This is a genomic window from Streptomyces sp. NRRL F-5650 (assembly GCF_000721365.1).
GTDB lineage: Bacteria > Actinomycetota > Actinomycetes > Streptomycetales > Streptomycetaceae > Streptomyces > Streptomyces ardesiacus.
This window is the reverse complement of the sequence record NZ_JOGV01000022.1, coordinates 42,908-67,091: the sequence shown is the minus strand read 5'-3', so window position 1 is coordinate 67,091 and position 24,184 is coordinate 42,908. Positions and strand designations below refer to the sequence as shown.

At 71.4% G+C, this 24,184-nt stretch carries 20 protein-coding genes; 16 read left to right on the top strand and 4 right to left on the bottom strand.

Annotated elements, in window-relative coordinates; translation table 11 throughout:
* Nucleotides 1-79: 79 nt before the first annotated feature.
* On the bottom strand, nucleotides 80-2,362 hold the full coding sequence (locus IG88_RS0120580) for a (Fe-S)-binding protein (protein WP_031043119.1): 2,283 nt from the start codon (nucleotides 2,360-2,362) through the stop codon (nucleotides 80-82).
* A gap of 356 nt (nucleotides 2,363-2,718) precedes the next feature.
* Between IG88_RS0120580 and dnaK the strand changes: the two genes are divergently transcribed.
* The 6 genes from dnaK (at nucleotide 2,719) to IG88_RS0120550 (ending at nucleotide 9,499) form a co-directional block, all read left to right on the top strand.
* Complete coding sequence (gene dnaK / locus IG88_RS0120575) at nucleotides 2,719-4,572, top strand: molecular chaperone DnaK (RefSeq protein WP_031043118.1); 1,854 nt, start codon at nucleotides 2,719-2,721, stop codon at nucleotides 4,570-4,572.
* A complete protein-coding gene (gene grpE / locus IG88_RS0120570) occupies nucleotides 4,569-5,243 on the top strand; it encodes a nucleotide exchange factor GrpE (protein ID WP_031043116.1) in 675 nt (224 codons plus the stop codon). Before dnaK ends, grpE begins: the two co-directional genes overlap by 4 nt.
* A 42-nt stretch (nucleotides 5,244-5,285) precedes the next feature.
* Nucleotides 5,286-6,479, top strand: coding sequence for a molecular chaperone DnaJ (gene dnaJ / locus IG88_RS0120565; RefSeq protein ID WP_031043114.1), 1,194 nt, complete (start codon nucleotides 5,286-5,288; stop codon nucleotides 6,477-6,479).
* Between the two features lie 5 nt (nucleotides 6,480-6,484).
* Complete coding sequence (locus IG88_RS0120560) at nucleotides 6,485-6,940, top strand: heat shock protein transcriptional repressor HspR (protein WP_031043111.1); 456 nt, start codon at nucleotides 6,485-6,487, stop codon at nucleotides 6,938-6,940.
* Nucleotides 6,941-7,227: 287 nt separating this feature from the next.
* Nucleotides 7,228-8,319, top strand: a complete 1,092-nt coding sequence (locus tag IG88_RS0120555; protein ID WP_420712092.1) for a sugar ABC transporter substrate-binding protein — start codon at nucleotides 7,228-7,230, stop codon at nucleotides 8,317-8,319.
* A gap of 148 nt (nucleotides 8,320-8,467) precedes the next feature.
* Nucleotides 8,468-9,499, top strand: a complete 1,032-nt coding sequence (locus tag IG88_RS0120550) for a helix-turn-helix transcriptional regulator (protein WP_031043105.1) — start codon at nucleotides 8,468-8,470, stop codon at nucleotides 9,497-9,499.
* On the opposite strand, the gene IG88_RS0120545 is transcribed toward IG88_RS0120550, so the two are convergent.
* Both IG88_RS0120545 and IG88_RS0120540 read right to left on the bottom strand, forming a co-directional pair.
* Nucleotides 9,462-10,454: a helix-turn-helix transcriptional regulator gene (locus IG88_RS0120545; RefSeq protein WP_031043102.1), complete on the bottom strand. Its 993-nt coding sequence runs from the start codon at nucleotides 10,452-10,454 to the stop codon at nucleotides 9,462-9,464. The genes IG88_RS0120550 and IG88_RS0120545 overlap by 38 nt on opposite strands.
* Nucleotides 10,455-10,474: 20 nt before the next feature.
* Nucleotides 10,475-11,488, bottom strand: coding sequence for a hypothetical protein (locus IG88_RS0120540; RefSeq protein WP_063760632.1), 1,014 nt, complete (start codon nucleotides 11,486-11,488; stop codon nucleotides 10,475-10,477).
* 252 nt (nucleotides 11,489-11,740) lie between these two features.
* Between IG88_RS0120540 and IG88_RS0120535 the strand changes: the two genes are divergently transcribed.
* From IG88_RS0120535 to IG88_RS0120525, 3 genes are all read left to right on the top strand, one after another.
* Entirely contained in the window at nucleotides 11,741-12,076 is a 336-nt protein-coding gene (locus tag IG88_RS0120535; RefSeq protein ID WP_031043097.1) for a hypothetical protein, read from the top strand.
* 266 nt (nucleotides 12,077-12,342) lie between these two features.
* Complete coding sequence (clpB, locus tag IG88_RS0120530; RefSeq protein WP_031043094.1) at nucleotides 12,343-14,940, top strand: ATP-dependent chaperone ClpB; 2,598 nt, start codon at nucleotides 12,343-12,345, stop codon at nucleotides 14,938-14,940.
* Nucleotides 14,941-15,108: 168 nt separating this feature from the next.
* A complete protein-coding gene (locus IG88_RS0120525) occupies nucleotides 15,109-15,645 on the top strand; it encodes a YbjN domain-containing protein (protein WP_030401418.1) in 537 nt (178 codons plus the stop codon).
* A gap of 78 nt (nucleotides 15,646-15,723) precedes the next feature.
* Here IG88_RS0120525 and IG88_RS0120520 read toward each other — a convergent pair whose 3' ends face one another.
* On the bottom strand, nucleotides 15,724-16,914 hold the full coding sequence (locus IG88_RS0120520) for a pyridoxal phosphate-dependent aminotransferase (protein ID WP_031043088.1): 1,191 nt from the start codon (nucleotides 16,912-16,914) through the stop codon (nucleotides 15,724-15,726).
* 199 nt (nucleotides 16,915-17,113) lie between these two features.
* Between IG88_RS0120520 and IG88_RS43790 the strand changes: the two genes are divergently transcribed.
* The 7 genes from IG88_RS43790 to IG88_RS0120490 all read left to right on the top strand — a co-directional run bounded on the left by IG88_RS43790 (nucleotide 17,114) and on the right by IG88_RS0120490 (nucleotide 24,184).
* The gene (locus IG88_RS43790; RefSeq protein WP_199807479.1) at nucleotides 17,114-17,422 is read left to right on the top strand and encodes a hypothetical protein; all 309 of its coding nucleotides are present in this window, start codon (nucleotides 17,114-17,116) and stop codon (nucleotides 17,420-17,422) included.
* A 397-nt stretch (nucleotides 17,423-17,819) separates the two neighbouring features.
* Nucleotides 17,820-18,356: a DUF2617 family protein gene (locus IG88_RS0120515; protein WP_031043086.1), complete on the top strand. Its 537-nt coding sequence runs from the start codon at nucleotides 17,820-17,822 to the stop codon at nucleotides 18,354-18,356.
* Between the two features lie 177 nt (nucleotides 18,357-18,533).
* A complete protein-coding gene (locus tag IG88_RS0120510; protein WP_031043083.1) occupies nucleotides 18,534-20,177 on the top strand; it encodes a polyamine aminopropyltransferase in 1,644 nt (547 codons plus the stop codon).
* Nucleotides 20,178-20,435: 258 nt separating this feature from the next.
* The gene (locus tag IG88_RS0120505; RefSeq protein WP_031043080.1) at nucleotides 20,436-21,596 is read left to right on the top strand and encodes a sensor histidine kinase; all 1,161 of its coding nucleotides are present in this window, start codon (nucleotides 20,436-20,438) and stop codon (nucleotides 21,594-21,596) included.
* Nucleotides 21,593-22,333 (top strand): response regulator transcription factor, encoded by a 741-nt coding sequence (locus IG88_RS0120500; protein WP_051851986.1) that lies wholly within the window; start codon nucleotides 21,593-21,595, stop codon nucleotides 22,331-22,333. The genes IG88_RS0120505 and IG88_RS0120500 overlap by 4 nt, the downstream gene beginning before the upstream one ends.
* 52 nt (nucleotides 22,334-22,385) lie before the next feature.
* The gene (locus tag IG88_RS0120495; RefSeq protein WP_031043074.1) at nucleotides 22,386-23,210 is read left to right on the top strand and encodes an SRPBCC domain-containing protein; all 825 of its coding nucleotides are present in this window, start codon (nucleotides 22,386-22,388) and stop codon (nucleotides 23,208-23,210) included.
* 176 nt (nucleotides 23,211-23,386) lie between these two features.
* Nucleotides 23,387-24,184: an aldose epimerase gene (locus IG88_RS0120490; RefSeq protein WP_031043072.1), complete on the top strand. Its 798-nt coding sequence runs from the start codon at nucleotides 23,387-23,389 to the stop codon at nucleotides 24,182-24,184.

Genomic DNA, 24,184 nt, shown 5'->3' with positions numbered 1-24,184 from the left:
ACACCCCCCGGGTCCGGTTCGCACGGAACCCGGGGGGTGTCGGTCGAGGACGCGGCCGGAGGGGCTACTTCACCGGCGGCTACTTCACCGGCTCCGGCGTCGGCTCGTTCTCCGGTTCCGGTTCGCCGGTGGGGTCGGCCGGGGTCTTGACGGAGTCCAGCAGGAGCTGGGCGACGTCGACGACCTGGATGGACTCCTTGGCCTTGCCGTCGTTCTTCTTGCCGTTGACCGAGTCGGTGAGCATGACGAGGCAGAACGGGCAGGCCGTCGAGACGATGTCGGGGTTGACCGACAGGGCCTCGTCCACGCGCTCGTTGTTGATGCGCTTGCCGATCCGCTCCTCCATCCACATCCGCGCGCCGCCCGCGCCGCAGCAGAAGCCGCGCTCCTTGTGGCGGTGCATCTCCTCGTTGCGGACGCCCGGGACGGCGGCGATGATCTCGCGCGGCGGCGTGTAGATCTTGTTGTGGCGGCCCAGGTAGCAGGGGTCGTGGTAGGTGATGATGCCCTCGACCGGGGTGACCGGGGTCAGCTTGCCCTCGTCGACCAGGTGCTGGAGGAGCTGGGTGTGGTGGACGACCTCGTAGTCGCCGCCGAGCTGCGGGTACTCGTTGCCGAGGGTGTTGAGGCAGTGCGGGCAGGTGGCGACGATCTTCTTCGCCGACTTCGGCTTGCGGGACTCCTCGGTGACCTTGCCGTCGTCGTCCATCTCCTCGCCGAAGGCGGCGTTGAGGGTCATGACGTTCTCCATGCCGAGCTCCTGGAACAGGGGCTCGTTGCCCAGGCGGCGGGCGGAGTCGCCGGTGCACTTCTCGTCGCCGCCCATGATCGCGAACTTGACGCCCGCGATGTGGAGCAGCTCGGCGAAGGCCTTGGTGGTCTTCTTGGCGCGGTCCTCCAGGGCGCCCGCGCAGCCGACCCAGTACAGGTACTCGACCTCGGTGAGGTCCTCGATGTCCTTGCCGACGACCGGGACCTCGAAGTCCAGCTCCTTGAGCCACTCCAGGCGCTGCTTCTTGGCCAGGCCCCAGGGGTTGCCCTTCTTCTCCAGGTTCTTGAGCATCGTGCCCGCCTCGGACGGGAACGCCGACTCGATCATGACCTGGTAGCGGCGCATGTCGACGATGTGGTCGACGTGCTCGATGTCGACCGGGCACTGCTCGACGCAGGCGCCGCAGGTGGTGCAGGACCACAGGACGTCGGGGTCGATGACGCCCTGCTCCTCGAGGGTGCCGATCAGCGGGCGCTCGGCCTCCGCGAGGGCCGCGGCCGGGACCCCGGCGAGCTGCTCCTCGGACGCCTTCTCCTCGCCCTCCATGGTCTTGCCGCCGCCGGCCAGCAGGTAGGGGGCCTTGGCGTGCGCGTGGTCGCGCAGGGACATGATCAGGAGCTTGGGGGAGAGCGGCTTGCCGGTGTTCCAGGCGGGGCACTGCGACTGGCAGCGGCCGCACTCGGTGCAGGTGGAGAAGTCCAGCAGGCCCTTCCAGGAGAACTGCTCGACCTGGGAGACGCCGAAGACGTCGTCGTCGCCGGGGTCGGTGAAGTCGATCGGCTTGCCGCCCGAGGTCATCGGCAGGAGCGCGCCGAGGGCGGTGCCGCCCTTCGCGTCGCGCTTGAACCAGATGTTCGGGAAGGCCAGGAAGCGGTGCCAGGCCACGCCCATGTCGGTCTTCAGGGCGACCGTGATCATCCAGATGAAGGAGGTCGCGATCTTCAGCCCGGCGAAGAAGTAGACGAGGTTCTGGAGCGTGCCGAGCTCCATGCCCCGGAGCGCGGAGACGACCGGGTACGAGATGAAGAACGACGCCTCGTAACCGTCGACGTGGTGGAGGGCCCCCTCCAGCGCGTGCAGCATGAAGATGCAGACGCCGACGACGAGGATGACGGCCTCGACGAAGTACGCCTGGCCGAAGTTGGAGCCCGCGAAGCGGGACTTGCGGCCCGGCTTGCGCGGGTGGCTGAGCTGCCGGATCACGATCAGGGCCAGGATGCCGAGCACGGTCATGGTGCCGATGAACTCGACGAAGACGTTGTACGGCGCCCAGTCGCCGATGACCGGGAGGATCCAGTCGGCCCGGAAGAGCTGGCCGACGGCGTTGACGATGGTCAGCAGCAGGGAGAAGAAGCCCACCGCGACGAACCAGTGCGCCACACCGACGATGCCCCAGCGGTTCATCCGGGTGTGGCCGAGGAACTCCCTGACCACGGTGACGGTGCGGTCCACGGGGTCGTTGGTCCGCGTTCCGGCCGGCACCGGCTGGCCCAGCCGCATGTAGGTGACGATCTGCAGGACGGCGCGGCCGAACAGTGCGACGCCGACCACGATCAGGACCAGCGACACGATGATCGCGGCGAGTTGCATTTGGGGGCTCCTCGGGCCTGCGAGGTTACGAGGGGGCGGTATTACTAAGCGGTAACTTAATCAGTCCGTTCGAGACTACCCCCATCGTCTGCCGCACTGTAGTCGGACGTGCGGTGATCTGCGTCGCTGAGGCCACCCTGACCCGCCGGGGCCGGAGGTGCCGGGCGGCGCGTCCTCCCCGTGGGGGATTTTTCCGGTCCGTCGAGCCGGTGGTGGCGCAAATGCGCAGCTCAGCGCGTCGTTGCGCGTAAGGAACGGATAAGAGTTGAGTCTGCCCGGCTCACCTCTGTTGACCCGGTGCCGGGCGTCATGCACACTTGAGCCTGTTCCACTCAAGTCGCTGGAGGTTATTCACCATGGCACGTGCGGTCGGCATCGACCTGGGCACGACTAACTCCGTCGTCAGCGTTCTGGAGGGCGGCGAGCCCACCGTCATCACCAACGCCGAGGGCGCCAGGACCACGCCGTCCGTCGTCGCCTTCGCCAAGAACGGTGAGGTGCTCGTCGGCGAGGTCGCCAAGCGCCAGGCGGTCACGAACGTCGACAGGACCATCCGCTCGGTCAAGCGCCACATGGGCACCGACTGGAAGGTCAACCTGGACGGCAAGGACTTCAACCCGCAGCAGATCAGCGCCTTCGTGCTGCAGAAGCTGAAGCGGGACGCCGAGTCCTACCTGGGCGAGAAGGTGACCGACGCGGTCATCACCGTCCCGGCGTACTTCAACGACGCCGAGCGCCAGGCCACCAAGGAGGCCGGTGAGATCGCGGGCCTCAACGTCCTGCGCATCGTCAACGAGCCGACCGCCGCCGCGCTGGCGTACGGCCTGGACAAGGACGAGCAGGTCATCCTGGTCTTCGACCTCGGTGGCGGTACGTTCGACGTCTCGCTGCTGGAGATCGGCGACGGCGTCGTCGAGGTGAAGGCCACCAACGGCGACAACAACCTCGGTGGTGACGACTGGGACCAGCGCGTCGTCGACTACCTGGTCAAGCAGTTCCAGTCCGGCCACGGCGTGGACCTGGCCAAGGACAAGATGGCCCTCCAGCGTCTGCGCGAGGCGGCCGAGAAGGCCAAGATCGAGCTGTCCTCGTCCACCGAGACCACGATCAACCTGCCCTACATCACGGCGTCCGCCGAGGGCCCGCTGCACCTGGACGAGAAGCTCACCCGCGCCCAGTTCCAGCAGCTCACCTCCGACCTGCTGGAGCGCTGCAAGACGCCGTTCCACAACGTCATCAAGGACGCCGGCATCCAGCTCTCCGAGATCGACCACGTCGTTCTCGTCGGTGGCTCCACCCGTATGCCCGCCGTCGCCGAGCTCGTCAAGGAGCTGACCGGCGGCAAGGAGGCCAACAAGGGCGTCAACCCGGACGAGGTCGTCGCCATCGGCGCCTCGCTCCAGGCCGGTGTCCTCAAGGGCGAGGTCAAGGACGTCCTGCTGCTCGACGTCACCCCGCTGTCCCTCGGCATCGAGACCAAGGGCGGCATCATGACCAAGCTGATCGAGCGGAACACGACGATCCCGACCAAGCGCTCGGAGATCTTCACCACCGCCGAGGACAACCAGCCCTCCGTGCAGATCCAGGTCTACCAGGGCGAGCGCGAGATCGCGGCGTACAACAAGAAGCTCGGGATGTTCGAGCTGACCGGTCTGCCGCCGGCGCCCCGCGGCGTCCCGCAGATCGAGGTCTCCTTCGACATCGACGCCAACGGCATCATGCACGTGACCGCGAAGGACCTGGGCACGGGCAAGGAGCAGAAGATGACCGTCACCGGCGGCTCCTCGCTGCCGAAGGACGAGGTCGACCGGATGCGCCAGGAGGCCGAGAAGTACGCGGAGGAGGACCACGCCCGCCGCGAGGCCGCCGAGTCCCGCAACCAGGGCGAGCAGCTCGTCTACCAGACGGAGAAGTTCCTCAAGGACAACGAGGACAAGGTCCCCGGCGAGGTGAAGACCGAGGTCGAGTCCGCCGTCGCCGAGCTGAAGGAGAAGCTCAAGGGCGAGGACACCGCCGAGATCCGCACCGCCACCGAGAAGGTCGCCGCCGTCTCGCAGAAGCTGGGCCAGGCCATGTACGCCGACGCCCAGGCCGCGCAGGCCGCCGGCGGCGAGGCCCCCGGTGCGGGCGCCCAGGCCGGTGACAAGGCCGACGACGACGTCGTCGACGCCGAGATCGTGGACGACGAGCGCAAGGACGGTGCGGCGTGACCGAGGAGACCCCGGGCTTCGACGAGAAGCCCGACGTCCCCTCTGGCGCCACCCCTGACGCCGCCGAGCCGCAGGCCGCCTCCGAAGAGGGGGCGGCCCCGGCCGGGGACGCGAGTGAGAACGCGGGCCTGGTGGCCCAGCTGGACCAGGCGCGCACGGCGCTCAACGAGCGCACGGCCGACCTCCAGCGGCTCCAGGCCGAGTACCAGAACTACCGCCGCCGGGTCGAGCGGGACCGCGTCGCGGTCAAGGAGGTCGCCGTGGCGAACCTCCTGTCCGAGCTGCTTCCCGTCCTCGACGACATCGGCCGCGCCCAGGAGCACGGCGAACTGGTCGGCGGCTTCAAGTCGGTCGCGGACTCGCTGGAGACGGTCATCGCCAAGATGGGCCTCCAGCAGTTCGGCAAGGAGGGCGAGCCCTTCGACCCGACGATCCACGAGGCCCTGATGCACTCCTACGCACCGGACGTCACCGAGACGACCTGCGTGGCGATCCTGCAGCCCGGGTACCGGATCGGCGAACGGATCATCCGCCCCGCGCGGGTGGCGGTCGCCGAGCCGCAGCCGGGCACCCAGACGGTCAAGCCGGCCGAGGACGCCGCCGAGGCGCAGGACGCCGAGCCGAAGGACGACGGCGCGCACAAGGAGAGCGGTGGCCCGGACGAGGGCTGAGCTCGAAGTGAGCAGCAGGGCGCGAGAGGAGGGACGTCGGGGATGAGCACGAAGGACTTCATCGAGAAGGACTACTACAAGGTTCTCGGCGTCCCCAAGGACGCCACCGAGGCCGAGATCAAGAAGGCGTACCGGAAGCTCGCCCGCGAGAACCACCCGGACGCCAACAAGGGGAACGTCAGGGCGGAGGAGCGCTTCAAGGAGATCTCCGAGGCCAACGACATCCTCGGTGACCCCAAGAAGCGCAAGGAGTACGACGAGGCCCGCAGCCTCTTCGGCAACGGCGGCTTCCGGCCGGGACCGGGCGCGGGCGGCGGCGGCACCTTCAACTTCGACCTGGGCGACCTCTTCGGGGGCGGCGCCCAGGGCGGGGGCCAGGGCGCCGGCGGCTTCGGCGGCGGCCTCGGGGACGTCTTCGGCGGCCTGTTCAACCGCACCGGCGGTGGACCGGGCGCCGGCACGCGTACGCAGCCGCGGCGCGGTCAGGACATCGAGTCCGAGGTCACCCTCAGCTTCACCGAGGCGATCGAGGGCGCGACCGTGCCGCTCAGGATGTCCTCGCAGGCCCCCTGCAAGGCCTGTTCGGGCACCGGCGACAAGAACGGCACACCGCGCGTGTGCCCGACGTGCGTCGGCACCGGGCAGGTCGCCCGGGGCTCGGGCGGCGGCTTCTCGCTCACCGACCCGTGCCCCGACTGCAAGGGCCGCGGTCTGATCGCCGAGGACCCCTGCGACGTCTGCAAGGGCTCCGGGCGCGCCAAGTCCTCGCGGACGATGCAGGTCCGTATCCCCGCCGGGGTCTCGGACGGGCAGCGCATCCGGCTGCGCGGCAAGGGCACGCCGGGCGAGCGGGGCGGTCCGGCGGGCGACCTGTACGTGGTCGTGCACGTCAAGGAGCACCCCGTCTTCGGCCGCAGGGGCGACAACCTCACCGTCACCGTCCCGGTCACCTACGCCGAGGCGGCCCTCGGCGGCGAGGTCCGGGTCCCGACCCTGGGCGGTCCGCCCGTCACGCTGAAGCTTCCGGCGGGCACGCCGGGCGGCCGCACCATGCGGGCCCGGGGCAAGGGCGCGGTCCGCAAGGACGGCACCCGCGGGGACCTCCTGGTCACCGTGGAGGTGAGTGTTCCGAAGGACCTGACGGGGAAGGCTCGTGACGCGCTGGAGGCGTATCGCGAGGCAACCGCGGGCGAGGATCCGCGGGCGGAGTTGTTCCAGGCCGCGAAGGGAGCTTGACGGGAATGGACGGTCGTCGACGCAATCCGTACGAACTGACCGAGGACACCCCGGTCTACGTCATCTCGGTGGCGGCCCAGCTCTCCGGACTGCACCCGCAGACGCTGCGGCAGTACGACCGCCTCGGCCTGGTCTCCCCGGACCGCACCGCCGGCCGCGGCCGGCGCTACTCGGCCCGCGACATCGAACTGCTCCGGCAGGTCCAGCAGTTGTCGCAGGACGAGGGCATCAACCTGGCCGGAATCAAGCGCATCATCGAGCTGGAGAACCAGGTCGCCGCGCTCCAGGCCCGGGTGGTGGAGCTGTCCGCCGCGCTCGACGGCGCGGCCACGGCGATGCGTCAGCGCGAGGCCGCGGTGCACGCGTCGTACCGCCGTGACCTGGTCCCCTACCAAGAGGTACAGCAGACCAGCGCGTTGGTGGTCTGGCGCCCCAAGCGCCACGGACAGTCCGCGGACTGACCGCGGCGCCCTGGCGGCACAAGGGAAAACAGCATCGGCAGCCCCGGAGGACCCATCCGTCCTCCGGGGCTGGTTCACAACGGTGCAGTCTCATTGGTCTAGTACTTCTTGACGATTTGGTGAAGACGGCGTTGGCTTCGTTCACCGGGGGTCGCCGGGGTCTCAGGGGGCCACCGGAGGCACCCGGGCCACCCGGGTCACCCGGGTCACCAGGTCCACCCGGTTCACCAACCACACCCGTGTGTCGGAAGGCAAGCGCAGTGAGTAGCCGTCCTCGTCGTACCGCCATGTCCGTGGCCGCGTGCCTGCTGACCTTCTCGCTGGCCTCCTGCGGTGCGCTGGGAGCGTCGGAGGACAGCGGCGACGCGAGCCCGGCCAAGGGCAACGACATCACCGTCGGCCTGCTGCTGCCGGAGAAGGAGAACACGCGCTACGAGCTGTTCGACTACCCCTTCTTCAAGGCGAAGCTCGGCGAGCTCACGCGCGACGAGGGCAACGTCAAGTACGCCAACGCCGAGGCCAGCGCCACCAAGCAGGCCGAGCAACTGCAGCAGATGGTCAGCGACAAGGTCGACGTGATCGTGCTGGACGCGGTCGACGCGCACGCCATCGCGGACGGCGTGCAGAAGGCCAAGGACGCCGGCATCCCCGTGATCGCCTACGACCGGCTGGCCGAGGGCCCGATCGACGCCTACATCTCCTTCGACAACGAACTGGTCGGCGAGGTCCAGGGCCGCTCCCTCATCGAGGCGCTGGGCGGCGACCCGTCCAGCTCCGACAAGGTCGTCATGATGAACGGCTCCTCCACCGACCCGAACGCCAAGCAGTTCAAGGCGGGCGCGCTGTCCGAGCTGAACGGCAAGGTGACGATCGCCCAGTCCTTCGACACCAAGGACTGGAAGCCGGAGAACGCCGAGGCGAACATGACCGAGGCGATCAAGAAGATCGGCAAGGACGACATCGCGGGGGTCTACTCCGCCAACGACGGCATGGCCGGCGGCATCATCAAGGCCCTGGAGGACGCGGGCGTCACCGACCTGCCCCCGATCACCGGCCAGGACGCCGAACTCGCCGCGGTGCAGCGGATCGTCACCGGCGAGCAGTACATGAGCGTGTACAAGTCGTACCCGCAGGAGGCCGAGAACGCCGCGGAGATGGCCGTGGCGCGGGTCCAGGGCCGCGACATCCAGTTCGACGCGCTCGCCCGCGACAAGGTCGACAGCCCCACCCACAAGGGCATCCCCGCCCAGCTCGTCCCCGTCGTGGCCCTCACCAAGGACAACATCGAGGACACGGTTGTCGCGGACGGGTTCTACAAGGTGACCGACATCTGCACCGCCAAGTACGCGGACGCGTGCGCGGAGGCCGGGCTGAAGTAGCCCGCGCGCCCCCGCTCACCCGGACCGGGTATTCGGTTGCCAACCGGCCCATTTCGCTTCCCGCCCCGGGCGGAGCCGTGTTGCGGAGCCGGTCCCGGCCGCGCATAGTTGCGCTGCGGAAGAGCCGGAACCGGGGGTGGAATGGGCGATGGCCGGGCACGGGGCTCAGGAGCACCCGCACGGGGCCGACCGGCTGTGCGCGGCCGGGGACCGCGTGTACTCCCGGGCCGTACGGCGCGGGAGGGTGCCGCGCCGTGATGCCGACCAGGTCCCCTGCCTGCTCGAACTGGCCCTGCTGCACCCCGACCCCGACGACATGGACTGGCTGGTGCCGACCTCCCCGCAGGAGGTGATGACGCGGCTGCTGCGCGGGGTCCAGGAGGAGGTCAGCGCCAGCCAGCGGCGGGTGGGTTCGGCCGTGGAGGCCTTCGAGTGGTACGCCGGTCTGGGCAGGCCGCTCCAGCCCCCGGCCGGCCCGGAGGGAACGGCGATCCGGGTCCTGGACGGCCTGTCCCGCATCCAGGCCGCGATGGACGAGGCGACGCGGGCCTGTACGACGGAGGTGCTCACCGTCCAGCCCGGCGGCATCCGGCGCGAGCACGAGCTGTCGGAGGGGCTGCACCGGGCGCTGGCGCTGCGCGGGCGCGGGGTGCGGATGCGGGACCTGTACACGCACGTGGCCCGGCACGGCCAGGGCCTGCTCAACTACCTGGAGCTGATGGGCGACGCGGTGGAGGCCCGCACGCTGGACGAGGTCGTCGACCGCCTCATCCTCTTCGACCGCACGGTGGCCTTCATCCCCGCCAACACCGACCGCACGATGGCCCTGGAACTGCGCCACCCCGCGCTGATCGCCTACCTGGTCACGGTCTTCGAGCGGCTGTGGCGCCTGGCGATCCCCCTGACGGCGCCGCTCCCCGACACCGGCATCGAGGGCATCTCCCTGCGCGAGCAGTCCATCGCGGCGCTCCTCGCGGAGGGCCACCAGGACGCGGTGATCGCGGAACGCCTCGGCATCAGCGTCCGCACAGCGCGTGCGCACATCGCCCGCCTCTCGGAGACCCTGGGCGCGGCCAGCCGCACGCAGTTGGGCGTCCGCATAGCCCAGGCCGGCCTGGACGGCTCCCCGCGGACCGCCCCCGTCATCCTTCCCGGTCGAGAATCCCCGACTGCCCGATGAGGTACCCGAGCTGGGCGCGGCTCTCGCTGCCGAGGGTGGCGGCGAGTTTGGCGATGTGGACGCGGGCGGTGCGGACGTTCATGCCGAGGCGGTCGGCGATGTCGCTGTCGGTGTGGCCTTCGATGAGGAGGGCGGCTATGGCGCGTTGGCGGGGGGTGATGCCGTTGAGGGTGGGTTGGTGGACGGCTTGGGGGTGCATGGGGGTGGCGAGGTGCCAGAGGCGGTCGAAGGTGTTGACGAAGTAGGCGATGAGGGCGGGGTGGCGGACTTCGAGGGCGAGCGAGCGGTCGGCGCTGGCGGGTATGAAGGCGACGGTACGGTCGACGATGATGAGCCGCTCGGTGACTTCGTCGAGAGTGCGGGCTTCCACGTCGCCGCGCAGTAGCTCATAGCGGGCGAGCACGGTGGGAGCGTGCCGCAACGTGTGCTGGTAGAGGGTGCGGATACGACCGCCGCGGTCGAGGAGTGCCTGGTCCCGTGCCAACGCCGCCTCGTGCACGCGAGGGTGTGGGCCGATGTGCGTGCTGTGGGGCTGGATGGTCAGTACCTGATCAGTGGCGACGGCCATGACGTCACCTATGGTCCGGTCGATGCGCTCTTTGCTGCTGAGCAGCCTGAGCGTGGAGGCCTCCCCGGTGGGCGACTGGGACGAAGTGCGCATGAGCGCTGCGAAGGTCTCGGTCAGGCGTTCTTCTCGGCGACGTTCGTCGGCGATGCGCTCCTGCGACGCGCGCAGCAACTGGTGCAGTACGACGATCGGTGCTACGGGGTCCAGCCGGTCCGGGGCGTCGAGGGACGGCTGCACAAGCCCGAAGTCGAGCAGGCAGGGTGTCGCGGTGGCCTCGGCCACCGTGATCTGCCCCTCGTCCAAAGCGCGTTGGTACAGCAGCGCCCCCGCGGGGCACAGCTCGTCGGGACCGTGTTCGGTGTGTGGCATGTACGCCTCTGCCGTCATACGGGGTCCTCCGGTCGGGCTCAGTCGTCGTGCTGCAGGATCCCGGACTGGGCTATGAGGAAGCCGAGTTGGGCCCGGCTGCCGCTGCCGAGGGCCTGGGCCAGCTTGGCTATGTGCGCCCGGCAGGTGCGCACGTTCATGCCCAGGCGCCGAGCGATGGCCTCGTCGACGTGGCCCTCGACCAGGAGCTTGGCGATGGAGTACTGAATGTCGGTGATACCGCCCGGCGCAGGCTCGTACGGGGCACCGGCGCTCAGGGGCACGGACCGGCTCCACATGAACTCGAAGACCTTGATCAGATAACGGACCAGTCCTGGGTTGCGCAGCTCCAGCGCGACCTGCTGGTCGTCGCGGGTGGGGATGAACGCGACGGTTTCGTCGCAGACGATGAGACGTTCCACGACCTCGTCGATCGTGCGGTACTCGGCCTTGCCCATAGCCAGCTGGGCGACGTAGGCGATCTTCTGCGGGCTATAGCGCGCCGTGTGCTGATACAGAGTGCGGATGCGTACGCCGCGTTCCAGGAGCGGCTTGTCCCTTTCCAGTCCCTGGGCCAGACTGCGTTCGGAGAAGCGGTCGTCACTGGGCTGGATCGTGAGCATCTCGGTGCGGCACTGGGCTGTGGCCAGATTGAGGGCCGTGTTGATGCGGTCGCTGCCCTCCAGCACCGTTATCGAGTGCTCGCTCGTCACCGGCTGGGCGCCGAGGGTCATGAAGGGATCGAATGCCTCCGCCAGTGCGACGGAGAGCCGGCGTCGCTCCGCGATGTCCCGTTCGATGGGGTGCAGACGCTGGGCCAGGGCAACGGACGGCTGCACCGGGCGCAACCAGTCCACGTCGTCCGGGTCCGGGTGCAGGAGCGCGAACTCCATCAGACAGGGTGCGGATTCGATGTCCGCGCGGGCGATCCTGCCTATACGCAGGGCATCCGCGTAAAGCCGGGTCCCTTCGTCGCACAGTTCGGTCACCCCATGGGGATGTGCCCGATTGGAACGTTCTGCCACGAAATCTCCACCCCCCAGGGTCCTGAACATGCAGGAACATGATGCACCGATTGTGTGGCCATGACGTGTTGGAATGAGCCATCGTCTTATCAGACGGGGGAAGAGGAGACTTACGAGTGAGGACGAAGTCGACCATGCGCAAGAGACTGGTTCGCTCGGTGCTTGCTGCCGCCCTCTCCGCCGTCGCGGCCTTCGGAGTACTTACTGGCTACGCGGGTGCGAACGGTGATGTCCGGGCGGACAGTCACTGGCCGTCGATTGTTGTGAACTCGGGGGGTTGATGTGAGCACTCCACCGGACGACCGCTCCTTCCGCCGGGAAATGGCCACCGCCTACCGCTCCGGCTGGCACTTCATCGACCTGGTCACCGCGATCCCGCACGCCGGTGACTCCCTGATGGTGACCGTCTTCGGCGAGCCGGTCGTCGTCACGCTGGACGAGGACGGCGACGTGCGGGCGTACCGGTGTCTGCGGCGGCCTCGGGGGGCGCCGCAGCCTGTGAGGTGTGCCATCCGGTACGGAATGATCTTTGTGAACCTGGACCAGCGGGACCACCGGCTCGAGCAGTCGGAGGTCCCGGAAGTGAGGACCATCTCGGCCACCCCCCGCAGTGCCTGACGCGATTCCCCCGTCGTAACAGATCGCTCAGGTGCTTCCCCCCGGCAGCGGCGTCACCGTGACCTGAACACGGTGACGCCGCTGTCGTATGCGTGGACATCTCATGACACCCGGCGGTTTCGCGGCTGGCCGAAAAGGTGCGGGGGTGTGCCCGGTCAGACCGGCGGCAGTCCGTGGGGAGGGGGCCGGGCGCTGCCTTGAGTGGGTCAGGCTCAACTTTGTGTACGCTGGACGGGTCAGCACTACGCGAGGAGGAGAGCCAGAACGTGGACGCCGAGCTGACCAACCGGAGCCGGGACGCCATCAACGCCGCCAGCAGCCGGGCCGTGACCGAGGGAAACGCCGACCTCACCCCCGCCCACCTGCTCCTTGCGCTGCTCCAGGGGCAGGACAACGAGAACATCACCGACCTGCTCGCCGCCGTCGAGGCGGACCTCGCGGCCGTGCGCTCCGGCGCCGAGCGCATCGTCGGCGGGCTGCCCAGCGTGACCGGGTCCACCGTCGCGCCCCCGCAACCCAGCCGTGAGATGCTCGCCGTGGTCGCCGACGCCCAGGCCCGCGCCAAGGAACTCGGGGACGAGTACCTCTCCACCGAGCACCTGCTCCTCGGCATCGCCGCGAAGGGCGGCGCGGCCGGTGAGGTACTGGAGGGGCAGGGAGCCAGTGCGAAGAAGCTGCAGGAGGCCTTCCGCAAGGCGAGGGGAGGGCGCCGGGTGACCACGCCCGACCCCGAGGGCCAGTACAAGGCCCTGGAGAAGTTCGGTACCGACCTCACCGCCGCCGCGCGGGACGGGAAGCTCGACCCCGTCATCGGCCGGGACCAGGAGATCCGGCGCGTCGTGCAGGTGCTGAGCCGGCGGACCAAGAACAACCCCGTGCTCATCGGCGAGCCCGGCGTCGGCAAGACCGCCGTCGTCGAGGGGCTGGCCCAGCGGATCGTCAAGGGGGACGTGCCCGAGTCGCTTAAGGACAAGCGGCTGGTGGCGCTGGACCTGGGGGCCATGGTCGCCGGGGCCAAGTACCGGGGCGAGTTCGAGGAGCGGCTGAAGACCGTCCTCGCCGAGATCAAGGACTCCGACGGGCAGGTCGTCACCTTCATCGACGAACTGCACACCGTCGTCGGCGCCGGCGCCGGCGGGGACTCCGCCATGGACGCCGGGAACATGCTCAAGCCGATGCTCGCGCGCGGTGAGCTGCGCATGGTGGGCGCCACCACCCTCGACGAGTACCGGGAGCGGATCGAGAAGGACCCCGCCCTGGAGCGCCGCTTCCAGCAGGTGCTGGTCGCCGAGCCCACCGTCGAGGACTCCATCGCGATCCTGCGCGGGCTCAAGGGCCGGTACGAGGCGCACCACAAGGTGCAGATCGCGGACAGCGCGCTCGTGGCCGCCGCGAGCCTGTCCGACCGGTACATCACCTCCCGGTTCCTGCCCGACAAGGCCATCGACCTCGTCGACGAGGCCGCCTCCCGGCTGCGCATGGAGATCGACTCCTCGCCCGTCGAGATCGACGAACTCCAGCGCGCCGTCGACCGGCTGAAGATGGAGGAACTGGCGATCGGCAAGGAGACCGACGCCGCCTCCCTCGAACGCCTGGAGCGGCTGCGGCGCGACCTCGCCGACAAGGAGGAGGAGCTGCGCGGCCTGACCGCCCGCTGGGAGAAGGAGAAGAAGTCCCTCAACCGGGTCGGCGAGCTGAAGGAGAAGCTCGACGACCTGCGCGGCCAGGCCGAACGCGCCCAGCGCGACGGCGACTTCGACACCGCCAGCAAGCTGCTGTACGGCGAGATCCCCACCCTGGAGCGCGACCTCGAGGCCGCCTCCGAGGCCGAGGAGGAGGTCGCCCGGGACACCATGGTCAAGGAGGAGGTCGGCGCCGACGACATCGCCGACGTCGTCGCCTCCTGGACCGGCATCCCCGCCGGGCGCCTCATGGAGGGCGAGACGCAGAAGCTGCTGCGGATGGAGGACGAGCTGGGCAAGCGGCTCATCGGGCAGACCGAGGCCGTACGGGCCGTCTCCGACGCCGTGCGCCGCTCCCGGGCCGGGATCGCCGACCCCGACCGGCCGACCGGGTCGTTCCTCTTCCTCGGCCCGACCGGTGTCGGCAAGACCGAGCTGGCCAAGGCGCTCGCCGACTTCCTCTTCGACGACGAGCGGGCCATGGTCCGCATCGACATGAGCGAGTACAGCGAGAAGCACAGCGTGGCCCGGCTGGTCGGCGCGCCGCCCGGGTACGTCGGGTACGAGGAGGGCGGCCAGCTCACCGAGGCCGTGCGGCGCCGCCCGTACACGGTCGTGCTGCTCGACGAGGTGGAGAAGGCGCACCCGGAGGTCTTCGACATCCTGCTCCAGGTGCTGGACGACGGGCGCCTCACCGACGGGCAGGGCCGCACCGTCGACTTCCGCAACACCATCCTGGTGCTCACCTCCAACCTGGGCAGCCAGTACCTGGTGGACCCGATCGCCGGCGAGGCGGAGAAGAAGGAGCAGGTCCTGGAGGTGGTGCGGTCCTCCTTCAAGCCGGAGTTCCTCAACCGGCTCGACGACCTGGTGGTCTTCTCGGCGCTCAGCAAGGACGAGCTGAGCCGCATCGCGCGGCTGCAGATCGACGGCCTCGCCCGGCGCCTCGCCGAACGCCGCCTCACCCTGGACGTCACCGAGGACGCGCTCGCCTGGCTCGCGGAGGAGGGCAACGACCCGGCCTACGGCGCCCGGCCGCTGCGCCGCCTCGTCCAGACCGCGATCGGCGACCGGCTCGCGCGGGAGATCCTCTCCGGCGAGATCAAGGACGGCGACGCGGTCCGGGTGGACCGCTTCGGCGACGAGCTGATCGTGGGCCCGGCGAGCGGCAAGACGCTGTAGCCGCCCCGTCCGCCCCCGGCGGCCCGCCCCCGCGGGTTGCCGGGGCCCCGCGGGGGTACCCGACCGGTCGGATCAAGTCAGCCCAGGGCTGACAGGCCCGCGGCGGGCTTGCCACGCCCCTCCCCGGATGGGGGAGGATGGCCAGATCCGTACGAAGGGAAATTCACGGTGAGCATCGACCCGTCCTCGATTCCGAACTTCGGGGGCAAGCAGCCCGAGCCGCAGCCCCAAGGACCGGCGGGCCCCGTCGTCCCGGATCAGGATCTCGTGAAGCAGCTCCTCGAGCAGATGGAGCTGAAGTACGTCGTCGACGACGAGGGCGACCTCGCGGCGCCCTGGGAGCAGTTCCGCACGTACTTCATGTTCCGCGGCGAGGGCGACCAGCAGGTCTTCTCGGTGCGGACGTTCTACGACCGGCCCCACAAGATCGACGAGAAGCCCCAGCTCCTCGAGTCGGTCGACGACTGGAACCGGCGCACCCTGTGGCCCAAGGTGTACTCCCACACCCACGACGACGGCACGGTCCGCCTGATCGGCGAGGCGCAGATGCTGATCGGCATGGGCGTCAGCCTGGAGCACTTCGTCTCCTCGACGGTGAGCTGGGTGCGGGCGGCCATCGAGTTCGACCGGTGGCTCGTGGAGCAGCTCGGTCTGGAGCAGGAGGTCAACGAGGCGGAGAAGCCGTCCGACGAGGACGGCGAGTAGCCCGCCCCCGCGGCTGAGTCCAGGAGAGCCCGGCCCCGCAGCGCGGGTGTCCGGGCTCTCGTCGTACCGGTGGGCCGCTCAGCCCGCGAGGGTCTTCAGCCGCCGCACCGCGTCCTCCAGCACCCCGGTCCGCTTGCAGAACGCGAACCGGACGAAGGGCGCGCCCGCCTCCCGGTGGTCGTAGAAGACCGCGTTGGGGACGGCGACGACGCCCGCGCGCTCGGGCAGCGAGCGGCAGAAGGCGAAGCCGTCGCTCTCGCCGAGCGGGCGGATGTCGGTGGTGACGAAGTAGGTCCCGGCGGGCCGGTACACGCCGAACCCGGCCTCGGCCAGCCCCGCGGCCAGCAGGTTCCGCTTGGCCTCCAGGTCGTCCCGGTAGGCGGTGAAGTACGACTCCGGCAGCGCCAGCGCCTCGGCGACCGCGTACTGGAACGGGCCCGCGCTGACGTACGTCAGGTACTGCTTGGCCGAGCGGACCGCCGTGAGCAGGGCGGGCGCGGCGGTGACCCAGCCGACCTTCCAGCCGGTGAACGAGAACGTCTTGCCGGCCGACCCGATGCTCACCGTGCGCTCGCGCATCCCCGGGAAGGTCGCGAGCGGGACGTGCTCGGCGCCGTCGAAGACCAGGTGCTCGTAGACCTCGTCGGTCACCACCAGCAGGTCCCGCTCCACGGCCAGCTCGGCGACCGCCGCCAGCTCCTCGCGGGTCAGGACCGTGCCGGTCGGGTTGTGCGGGGTGTTCAGCAGCAGCAGGCGGGTGCGGTCGGTGACGGCGTCGCGCAGCTCGTCCAGGTCCAGGCGGAACGCGCCCTTGTGCGGGCGCAGCGTCACCGGCACGCGGGTGCCGCCCGCCATCGCGACGCAGGCCGCGTACGAGTCGTAGTACGGCTCCAGCGCGACGACCTCGTCGCCGGGCTCCAGCAGGGCCAGCAGGGCGGCGGCGATGGCCTCGGTGGCGCCGGCGGTGACCAGGACCTCGGTGTCGGGGTCGTAGGCCAGGCCGTAGCGGCGGTGCTGGTGGCCGGCGACGGCGGCGCGCAGCTCGGGGACGCCCGGGCCCGGCGGGTACTGGTTGCCGCGCCCGTCGCGCAGGGCCCGTACGGCGGCCTCGCGGACCTCCTCGGGGCCGTCGGTGTCGGGGAATCCCTGGCCGAGGTTGATGGCCCCGGTCTTCACCGCCAGGGCGGACATCTCGGCGAAGATCGTCGTCCCGAACTCCGCGAGCCGGCGGTTCAGGAGGGGGCGGGCGCTGGAGCTCATCGAGGTCATGGCGGTCATCCTGCGCCGAAGCTCTGGACTTCCTCAACTCTGCTTTGGGCCGCCGCGGCGGCGGGCATCTCCCGTTCACGCAGGCGAGCTTCACAGCGTGAACCACAGGAAACCGATACGCGGCGAGGCGTCCGACGGGGGACTGCTTCGGGGGAAGTCCGGGCGAGGGCCCGGACGGAAGGAGGGTGGAGCCGTGGTCATGGGCATCATCCTGTTCGTGGTGGCAGCCCTGGTGATCAGGGCGTTCGTGGTACGGCGACGCCCCTCGCGCCCGGTGCGGACGAGGAGCGGCAGGGGGCCGCGCCGGTCCGGCGGGAGCGCGGCCGGGACCGTGGGCGGCGGCGACAGCGGCGGCAGCGGCGGCGGTGACAGTTGGTGGGCCGGTGACGGGGGCGACTCGTCCTCGGGCGGCCACCATTCGGGCCACTCCTGCGGTGGCGGCTCGTCCTGCGGAGGCGGGTCGTCCTGCGGGGGAGGGGGCGGCGGCGGATGCGGCGGGGGCAGCTGACACGGGGCAGCTGAGCTCCTGCGGGGGACCGCATCCCCTCCACGGGGCCCGCTCCTGGGGCCGGGTCCCGCGCCCCCAGGAAGAGCGCCCGCCGGGGCCACACCGCCGGTGGGCGCTCGCACGTGCCGGCGCACACCGCGCGGGCGGGGTGTGCGCCATGGTTGAACAATTGAGCTGTTGAGCCCCCTGAGGGATGGAAACGCCACGAAGTTGGGTAAAAACGCTGTGGCGGCACCACCGTTCATGGTTCGCTCTTGTTCATCAACGCAGCTCCTCGGACGACCTGTTGACCCCCCTCCTGACCGGCCGACTGGGCTGAGCGGGCCGCATCCCCGGCAGTGCCCCGGATGCGCAGGCCCCACACCTTCCTCTCCTTGTGTGCTTGCGGAGCCGATCCATGCTCACGACCCTGACAACCGCCTACACCGACACCAGCGCCGCCGACCTGGCCTGGGCCCTGGGGCGCGAGCCGCTGCCCGCGCTCGCCTGTCTCGACGTCGAACTGACGGACGCCAAACTGCAGTTGAGGCTGCTGGGCGCCTCCCACCAAGTCCTGCTCGAGGAGGAGGGGGGCAGTTGTTCGGAGACGGTGGCGTGCATCCCGGGCAGCAGTACCCCCCTCCCGCTCGGCGTCGCCAAGCGGGTGGGCGACTGGGAGTACGAGTTCGCCGCCCGCGTGGAGGTGCTGACGCCGGGCTCCTTCGCCGGGCGCGCCCAGGAACTGCTCGCCCTGGTCTCCGACCATCCGCACGGCCTGGCCGGGGTCTTCCCGGGCAGCCCGCACGCCTTCACCGCGCTGCTGGCCCAGCGGCACGAGGGACAGGTGCACTGGCGGACCTGGCACGCCTACCCGCAGGACGGCCAGTTGGTGGCGACCCGGACCCGGGTGGGCGTGCGAACGCCGGCCGCGCAGCTCAGCCGGTCGGCGGGGTGAGCCGCGCGGCCGGATGGGCGGGGGCCGGGCGTGTGTGAGCAAGGGGCCGGGCGTGTGTGTGAGTAAGGGCCGGACGTGTGCGAGTAAGGGCCGGATAAACCTCTGGTGTCCGAAAGAGTCCGAGTTTCACACGTGTGGGTGACGAAGTGTGGTGCCGGTGTGACGTAACGTCACTGCGTGATCGAACCGCACGCGCCCGCCCCGCCCGGCACTCCGCCGTCCTGGGGCGGCCCCTGCGGACCCGAAGCGCCCGCGCGGCTGCCCGTCCGGCCGGCCGTCGGGCGGTTCCTGGTACTGGCGGGTGTGTTCGTGTGCGCGGCCTGCGGGCTCGTCTACGAACTCGAACTCGTCGCACTCGCCTCGTACCTGATGGGCGACTCCGTCACCCAGGCGTCCGTCGTCCTGTCCGTCATGGTCTTCGCCATGGGCATCGGCTCGCTCGCCGCCAAGCGGCTGCGCGGGCTGGCGGCGGCCGGTTTCGGCGCGCTCGAGTCCGGGCTCGCCCTCGTCGGCGGCTCCAGCGCGATGGTGCTGTACGCCGTGTTCGCCTGGACCGGTGGCTGGGGCGGCCTGTGGGCCGACGGCCCGCGCATCCTGCTCGTCGTCTTCTCCCTGGTCATCGGCGTGCTGATCGGCGCCGAGGTGCCGCTGCTCATGGAACTGATCCAGCGGGTGCGCCGACAGGACCCGGGCGGTGCCGTGGCCGACCTGTTCGCCGCGGACTACGTCGGTGCGCTCGTCGGCGGCCTCGCCTTCCCGTTCGTCCTGCTGCCCTTCCTCGGTCAGCTCACCGGCGCGCTGCTCACCGGCACCGTCAACGCGGCCGTCGGCGCCGCCCTCGTCCTCGGCCTGTTCCGGCGGGACCTGACCCGCCGGGCACGCCGGCTGCTGCTGGCCGCCAACGTCGTCGTCCTCGCGCTCCTGGTCACGGCGACCGTCCTCGCCGACGGTTTCGAACGCGCCGCCCGGCACGCCATGTACGGCCAGGACGTCCGCGTGGCCGTGCAGACCGACGTGCAGGAGGTCGTCCTCACCGGCGACACCGACGGGCGGCCCCTCGACCTGTTCCTGGACGGCCGGCTGCGGGTGCGCGGCAGCGACGAGCGGCGCTACCACGAGGCGCTGGTCCACCCCGCCATGAACGGCCCCCACGCGCGCGTGCTCGTCCTCGGCGGCGGCGACGGCCTCGCCGCACGGGAGGTGCTGCGCCACCGGGGCGTGCGCCGCGTCGACGTCGTCGAGCCCGATCCCCAACTGGCCCGGCTGGCGCGGCTCGACCCGGGCCTGTCCGCCCTCAACGGGCACGTGTACGGCGACGCGCGCGTCCACGTCGGCACGGGCGACGCCTTCCGCCGGCTGCGGTCGACGCCCTCCGCCACGTACGACGTGGTGATCTCGGACCTGCCCGACCCGGCCGCCACGGCCAGTACGAAGCTGTACTCGCAGGAGTTCTACGGCCTGCTGCGGCGGGTGCTCGCCCCCGACGGGCGGCTGGTGGTCCACGCGGGCCCCGTCCCGGCGCAGCCCCGGGCCTTCTGGACGGTGGACGCCACCCTCCGCGCGGCCGGACTGCCGGCCGTCGCCTATCGCGTCCGGGCCGGCCCCGCGTCCGGCCCCGACGGCACCGCCGCGGCCCTGCGCGCCCCCCGCGGCTGGGGCTTTCTCCTGGCCGCCCGCACGCCCCCCGCGCTGCGCCTCGACCCGGACGGACCCCGCCCGCGCACCCTCACGCCGCAGACCCTGGCCCGGGACGCCCGCGACGCGGAGCGCACCCGGGTCCCCGGGCTGCCGGCCTCCACGCTGGTGCATCCGCGGTACTGAGCCCGGCGCGCGGGGCGCGCTGACCGCGACCGTCCACACCCCGTACGGCGGCCCGCCCCTCCCCCAAGTACGGGACGCGCCGCCGCACCCCCTGTGGATCGTTCGCACCGAGAACCTACGGCCGCCCCGCGCGTGCCGGAATCCGGCGGTGGGTGGAGACCGGGCCCCACCCGGCGCGGTAACCGTCCGGTTCCTGCAACTTCCGCGGTACGGCAGAAGGATGACGCGAGGCAGGGCGGGCCGACCTACGCTGCGGGAATGCGCCTGCACCCCCTGGCGGCCGACGGCCTGATCGCCGCGGCGCTGACGACCGTGGCGGTCCTGCTCGGCACCGAGGCCGTCGCCCAGGGGTGGCCCGCGCTCGACCCGCTCGCCTGGACGCTCGTCGCCCTGCTCACCCTCCCCCTCGTGCTGCGCACCCGCGCCCCCGTCACCGTCTGTCTCGCCGTCCACGCCTGCTGGGCCGTCTACGTCACCCTCGGTTACTGGCCCGTCGTCGGCTCCTTCGGCCCCATGCTCGCCGTCTACACGGTCGCCTCCCTGCGCCCCGACCGCACCGCCGCCCTCTGCGCCGTCCTGCTCGCCGGGGTCTGGATCTACGCCGGGGCGCTCGGCGGCACCGGGTCGATGGCCTCGGTGGTGGGACAGGCCGTGGGGTTCCCGCTGGTGCTGTGGCGGTTCGGGTACGTGGCCCGCCGGACGGGCGAGCTGACGCTGAGGCTGCGGGCCGAACAGGCCGACCGGGCCCGGCGCGAGGTCGCCGGGGAACGGGTGCGGATCGCCCGCGAACTGCACGACGTGGTCGCCCACCACATCGCCGTCATCAACGTCCAGGCCGGACTCGCCCGCTTCGTCTTCCACTCCGACGCCCCCACCGCGCGCGACGCCCTGGACACCATCGAGGGCGCCAGCGGCGAGGCCCTGGCCGAACTGCGCCGCATGCTGGGCCTGCTGCGGGCCGACGGCGTGCAGGGAGCGGACGGCGCGCCCGCTCCCGGCCTCGACCAACTCGACGAGATGGCCGCCCGGGTGCGCACCGGCGGCGTGGACGTCCGGCTGCGCGTCACCGGCACGCCGCGCCCCCTGCCGCCCGGCGTCCAACTGTGCGTCTACCGGGTGGTGCAGGAGGCCCTCACCAACGTGCTCAAGCACGCGCCCGGCGCGGACGCCGCCGTGGAACTCGCCTACCGCGCGGGCGAGGTGACGGTGTCGGTGACCGACGGTGGGCCGCCCGAGGGGCGGGATCCGGTCAGACCTGCGGAGCGGGGCGGACACGGCTTGATCGGGATGCGGGAGAGGGCCAAGCTCTACGGCGGGACGATCGCCGTCGGCCCGCGCAGCGGGGGTGGATTCGGCGTGCGCCTGACCCTGCCGACGCCGGTACAAGCCGCACGCCGGGGAGACACCCTCGGGGAATGACCGACGCAGACCGCCCGCCGGACCCGCACCACGACGCCGCCCGGCCGATACGCCTGCTCGTCGCCGACGACCAGTTCCTCGTCCGCAGCGGCCTCGTCGCGCTGCTGCGCGCCGCCCCCGGCATGGAGGTCGTCGGCGAGGCGGCCGACGGGGCCGAGGCGGTGGCGCTGGCCGCGCGGACCCGGCCGGACGTCGTCCTGATGGACATCCGCATGCCCGGCCTCACCGGCATCCAGGCCACCGAGCGGATCATCGCCGAGGCGGCGGATCCCGCGCCCCGCGTCCTCGTCCTGACCACCTTCGACCTCGACGAGTACGTGTACGGCGCCCTGCGGGCCGGCGCCTGTGGCTTCCTGCTCAAGGACGCCGGGCCCGAGCGGCTGCTGGCCGCGATCACCGCGGTGCACGGCGGCGACGCGCTGTTCGCGCCCGTGGTCACCCGGCGTCTGGTGGAGGCGTTCACGCGGATGACGGAGGCGGGGCGCACCGACGCCCCGGACGCCGGTCCGCCGCCCGAGCTGACGGCGCTGACCGGCCGCGAGGCCGAGGTCCTGGAGCTGGTGGCCCGTGGTCTGAGCAACGCCGAGGCCGCCGACCGCCTGTTCATCAGCGAGGCCACCGTCAAGACCCACCTCAACCGCACGATGGCCAAGCTGGGCCTGACCAGCAGGGCCCAGGCGGTGGTCGTCGCGTACGAGACGGGACTGGTGACGCCGGGCGGCGCGGGCGGCGGGTGAGTTTGCCCCGACGGGGGGTGCGCCGGGCGCCCGCTGGGTAGGGTGCCGTGACATGGAGCATGAGGTGTTCGTTCCGGTTCCGGCCGAGCGGCTCAGGGAGGTGCTGGCCGACCCCGTCCGGGTCGCCCGTGCGGTTCCGGGGCTCCAGCAGGACGCCGGTGCCGAGCCCGTCGCGGGCCGGCTGAAGGTGCGCATCGGCAGTCACTCCATCACCTACCGGGGCTCGCTGCGCCTGTCCGCGCGCGAGGACGGCACGTACGTCGTCGAGGGCGACGCCACCGAGTCGCGCGGCAGCGGCACGGTCACGCTCGCGCTGTCCCTCCGCGCGCGGGACACCGACGGCGGCGCCACCCTCGCGTTCAGCGGGACGGCCACCGCGGACGGCCGAGTCACGGAACTGCCGGGGGAGTCGGTCGGGTCGGCCGCGACGCGGCTGCTGACCCGGTTCGCGGAGAACCTGGGCACCGCGGCGCAGACGACCTCGGAGCCGGAGCCGGAGCCGCGCCCCACCTCCGTCTTCGACACGGAGGTCCCCCCGCCCTCCCTCATGGCCACGGACGAGGACGAGGACGACGCGGACAACGACGGCAACGAAGGCAACGACGGCAACGCGGACGACGAGGACACGGCCGAGGCGCCGTACGCCGCCGACGAGCCGGTCGTCCAGCCCCCCGCCGAGGCCGCGCACGCGCGCCGCACGATGATCGGCCGCAGCGCCGAGGAGGTGGACCACGCCCCGCCGCGCGGCCGGTACGCTCCCGTCCCCGCCCCGCAGCCGAGCGCGGTCGGCGCCCCGCTCCGCTGGGCCGCCCCGGCGGCGGCCCTGGTCGTGGCCTCCGCGATCGTGGTGAGCCGCGCCCTGCGCAAACGCCGCTGAACCTCACGGCTCCCACCCCCGGCTCGCGGACCGCGTGGACCGCCGCGGGGGCCCGCCCCAGAGACGACCGGCCAAACCGGCCCCGCGGACCTGCCCGACGGCTCTGCCTCACGGACCCGGCCCTCCCGGCGGCCGGCCGGGTGGGGCGGGTCCGATCGGCCCAGTAGGGTCGTCGCGTGAGCAACGAACCCATCACGCTGACCGCGGGTGACGCGGAGGCGACCGTGCTGCCGGGGAACGGTGGACGGATCGGCGGGCTCCGGGTCGGTGGTACGGAGCTGCTCCGCCAGGGCGAGCGGTACGGGTGCTTCCCGATGGTCCCCTGGTGCGGACGCATCCGCGAGGGCCGCTTCAGCGACGGTGCCGTGGTCCACCAGATGCCCCTGAACTCCCCGCCGCACGCCATCCACGGCACCGCCCGCGACGCCGCCTGGCGCACCGCCCGGGTCAGCGGGGACGAGGCGGTGCTCACCTACGACCTCGTCGACCCCTGGCCCTACACCGGCCGCGTCACCCAGGTGATCGCCCTGGCCGAGGACGCGCTGACGCTGACGATGGCCGTGGAGACGTACGACTCGTCCTTCCCGGCGCAGATCGGCTGGCACCCCTGGTTCAACCGCACCCTCGACGGCGGGAGCGGCGCGGGCGCCGAGATCGCCTTCGACCCCGCCTGGCAGGAGGAGCGCGGCGACGACCACCTCCCCACCGGCAACCGCGTCGAGCCGAAGCCCGGCCCCTGGGACGACTGCTTCGGCATGCCCGACGGCGTCGACGTCACGCTGACCTGGCCGGGGCGGCTGGAGCTGAGGGTGACCAGCCCCGAGCAGTGGGTCGTGGTCTACGACGAGCAGGAGGCCGCCGTCTGCGTGGAGCCGCAGACCGGGCCGCCCAACGGCCTCAACACCCTCCCGCGCCTGGTCACGCTGCTGGAGCCGCTGGAGGCCACGGCCACCTGGGCCTGGCGCCGCCTTTAA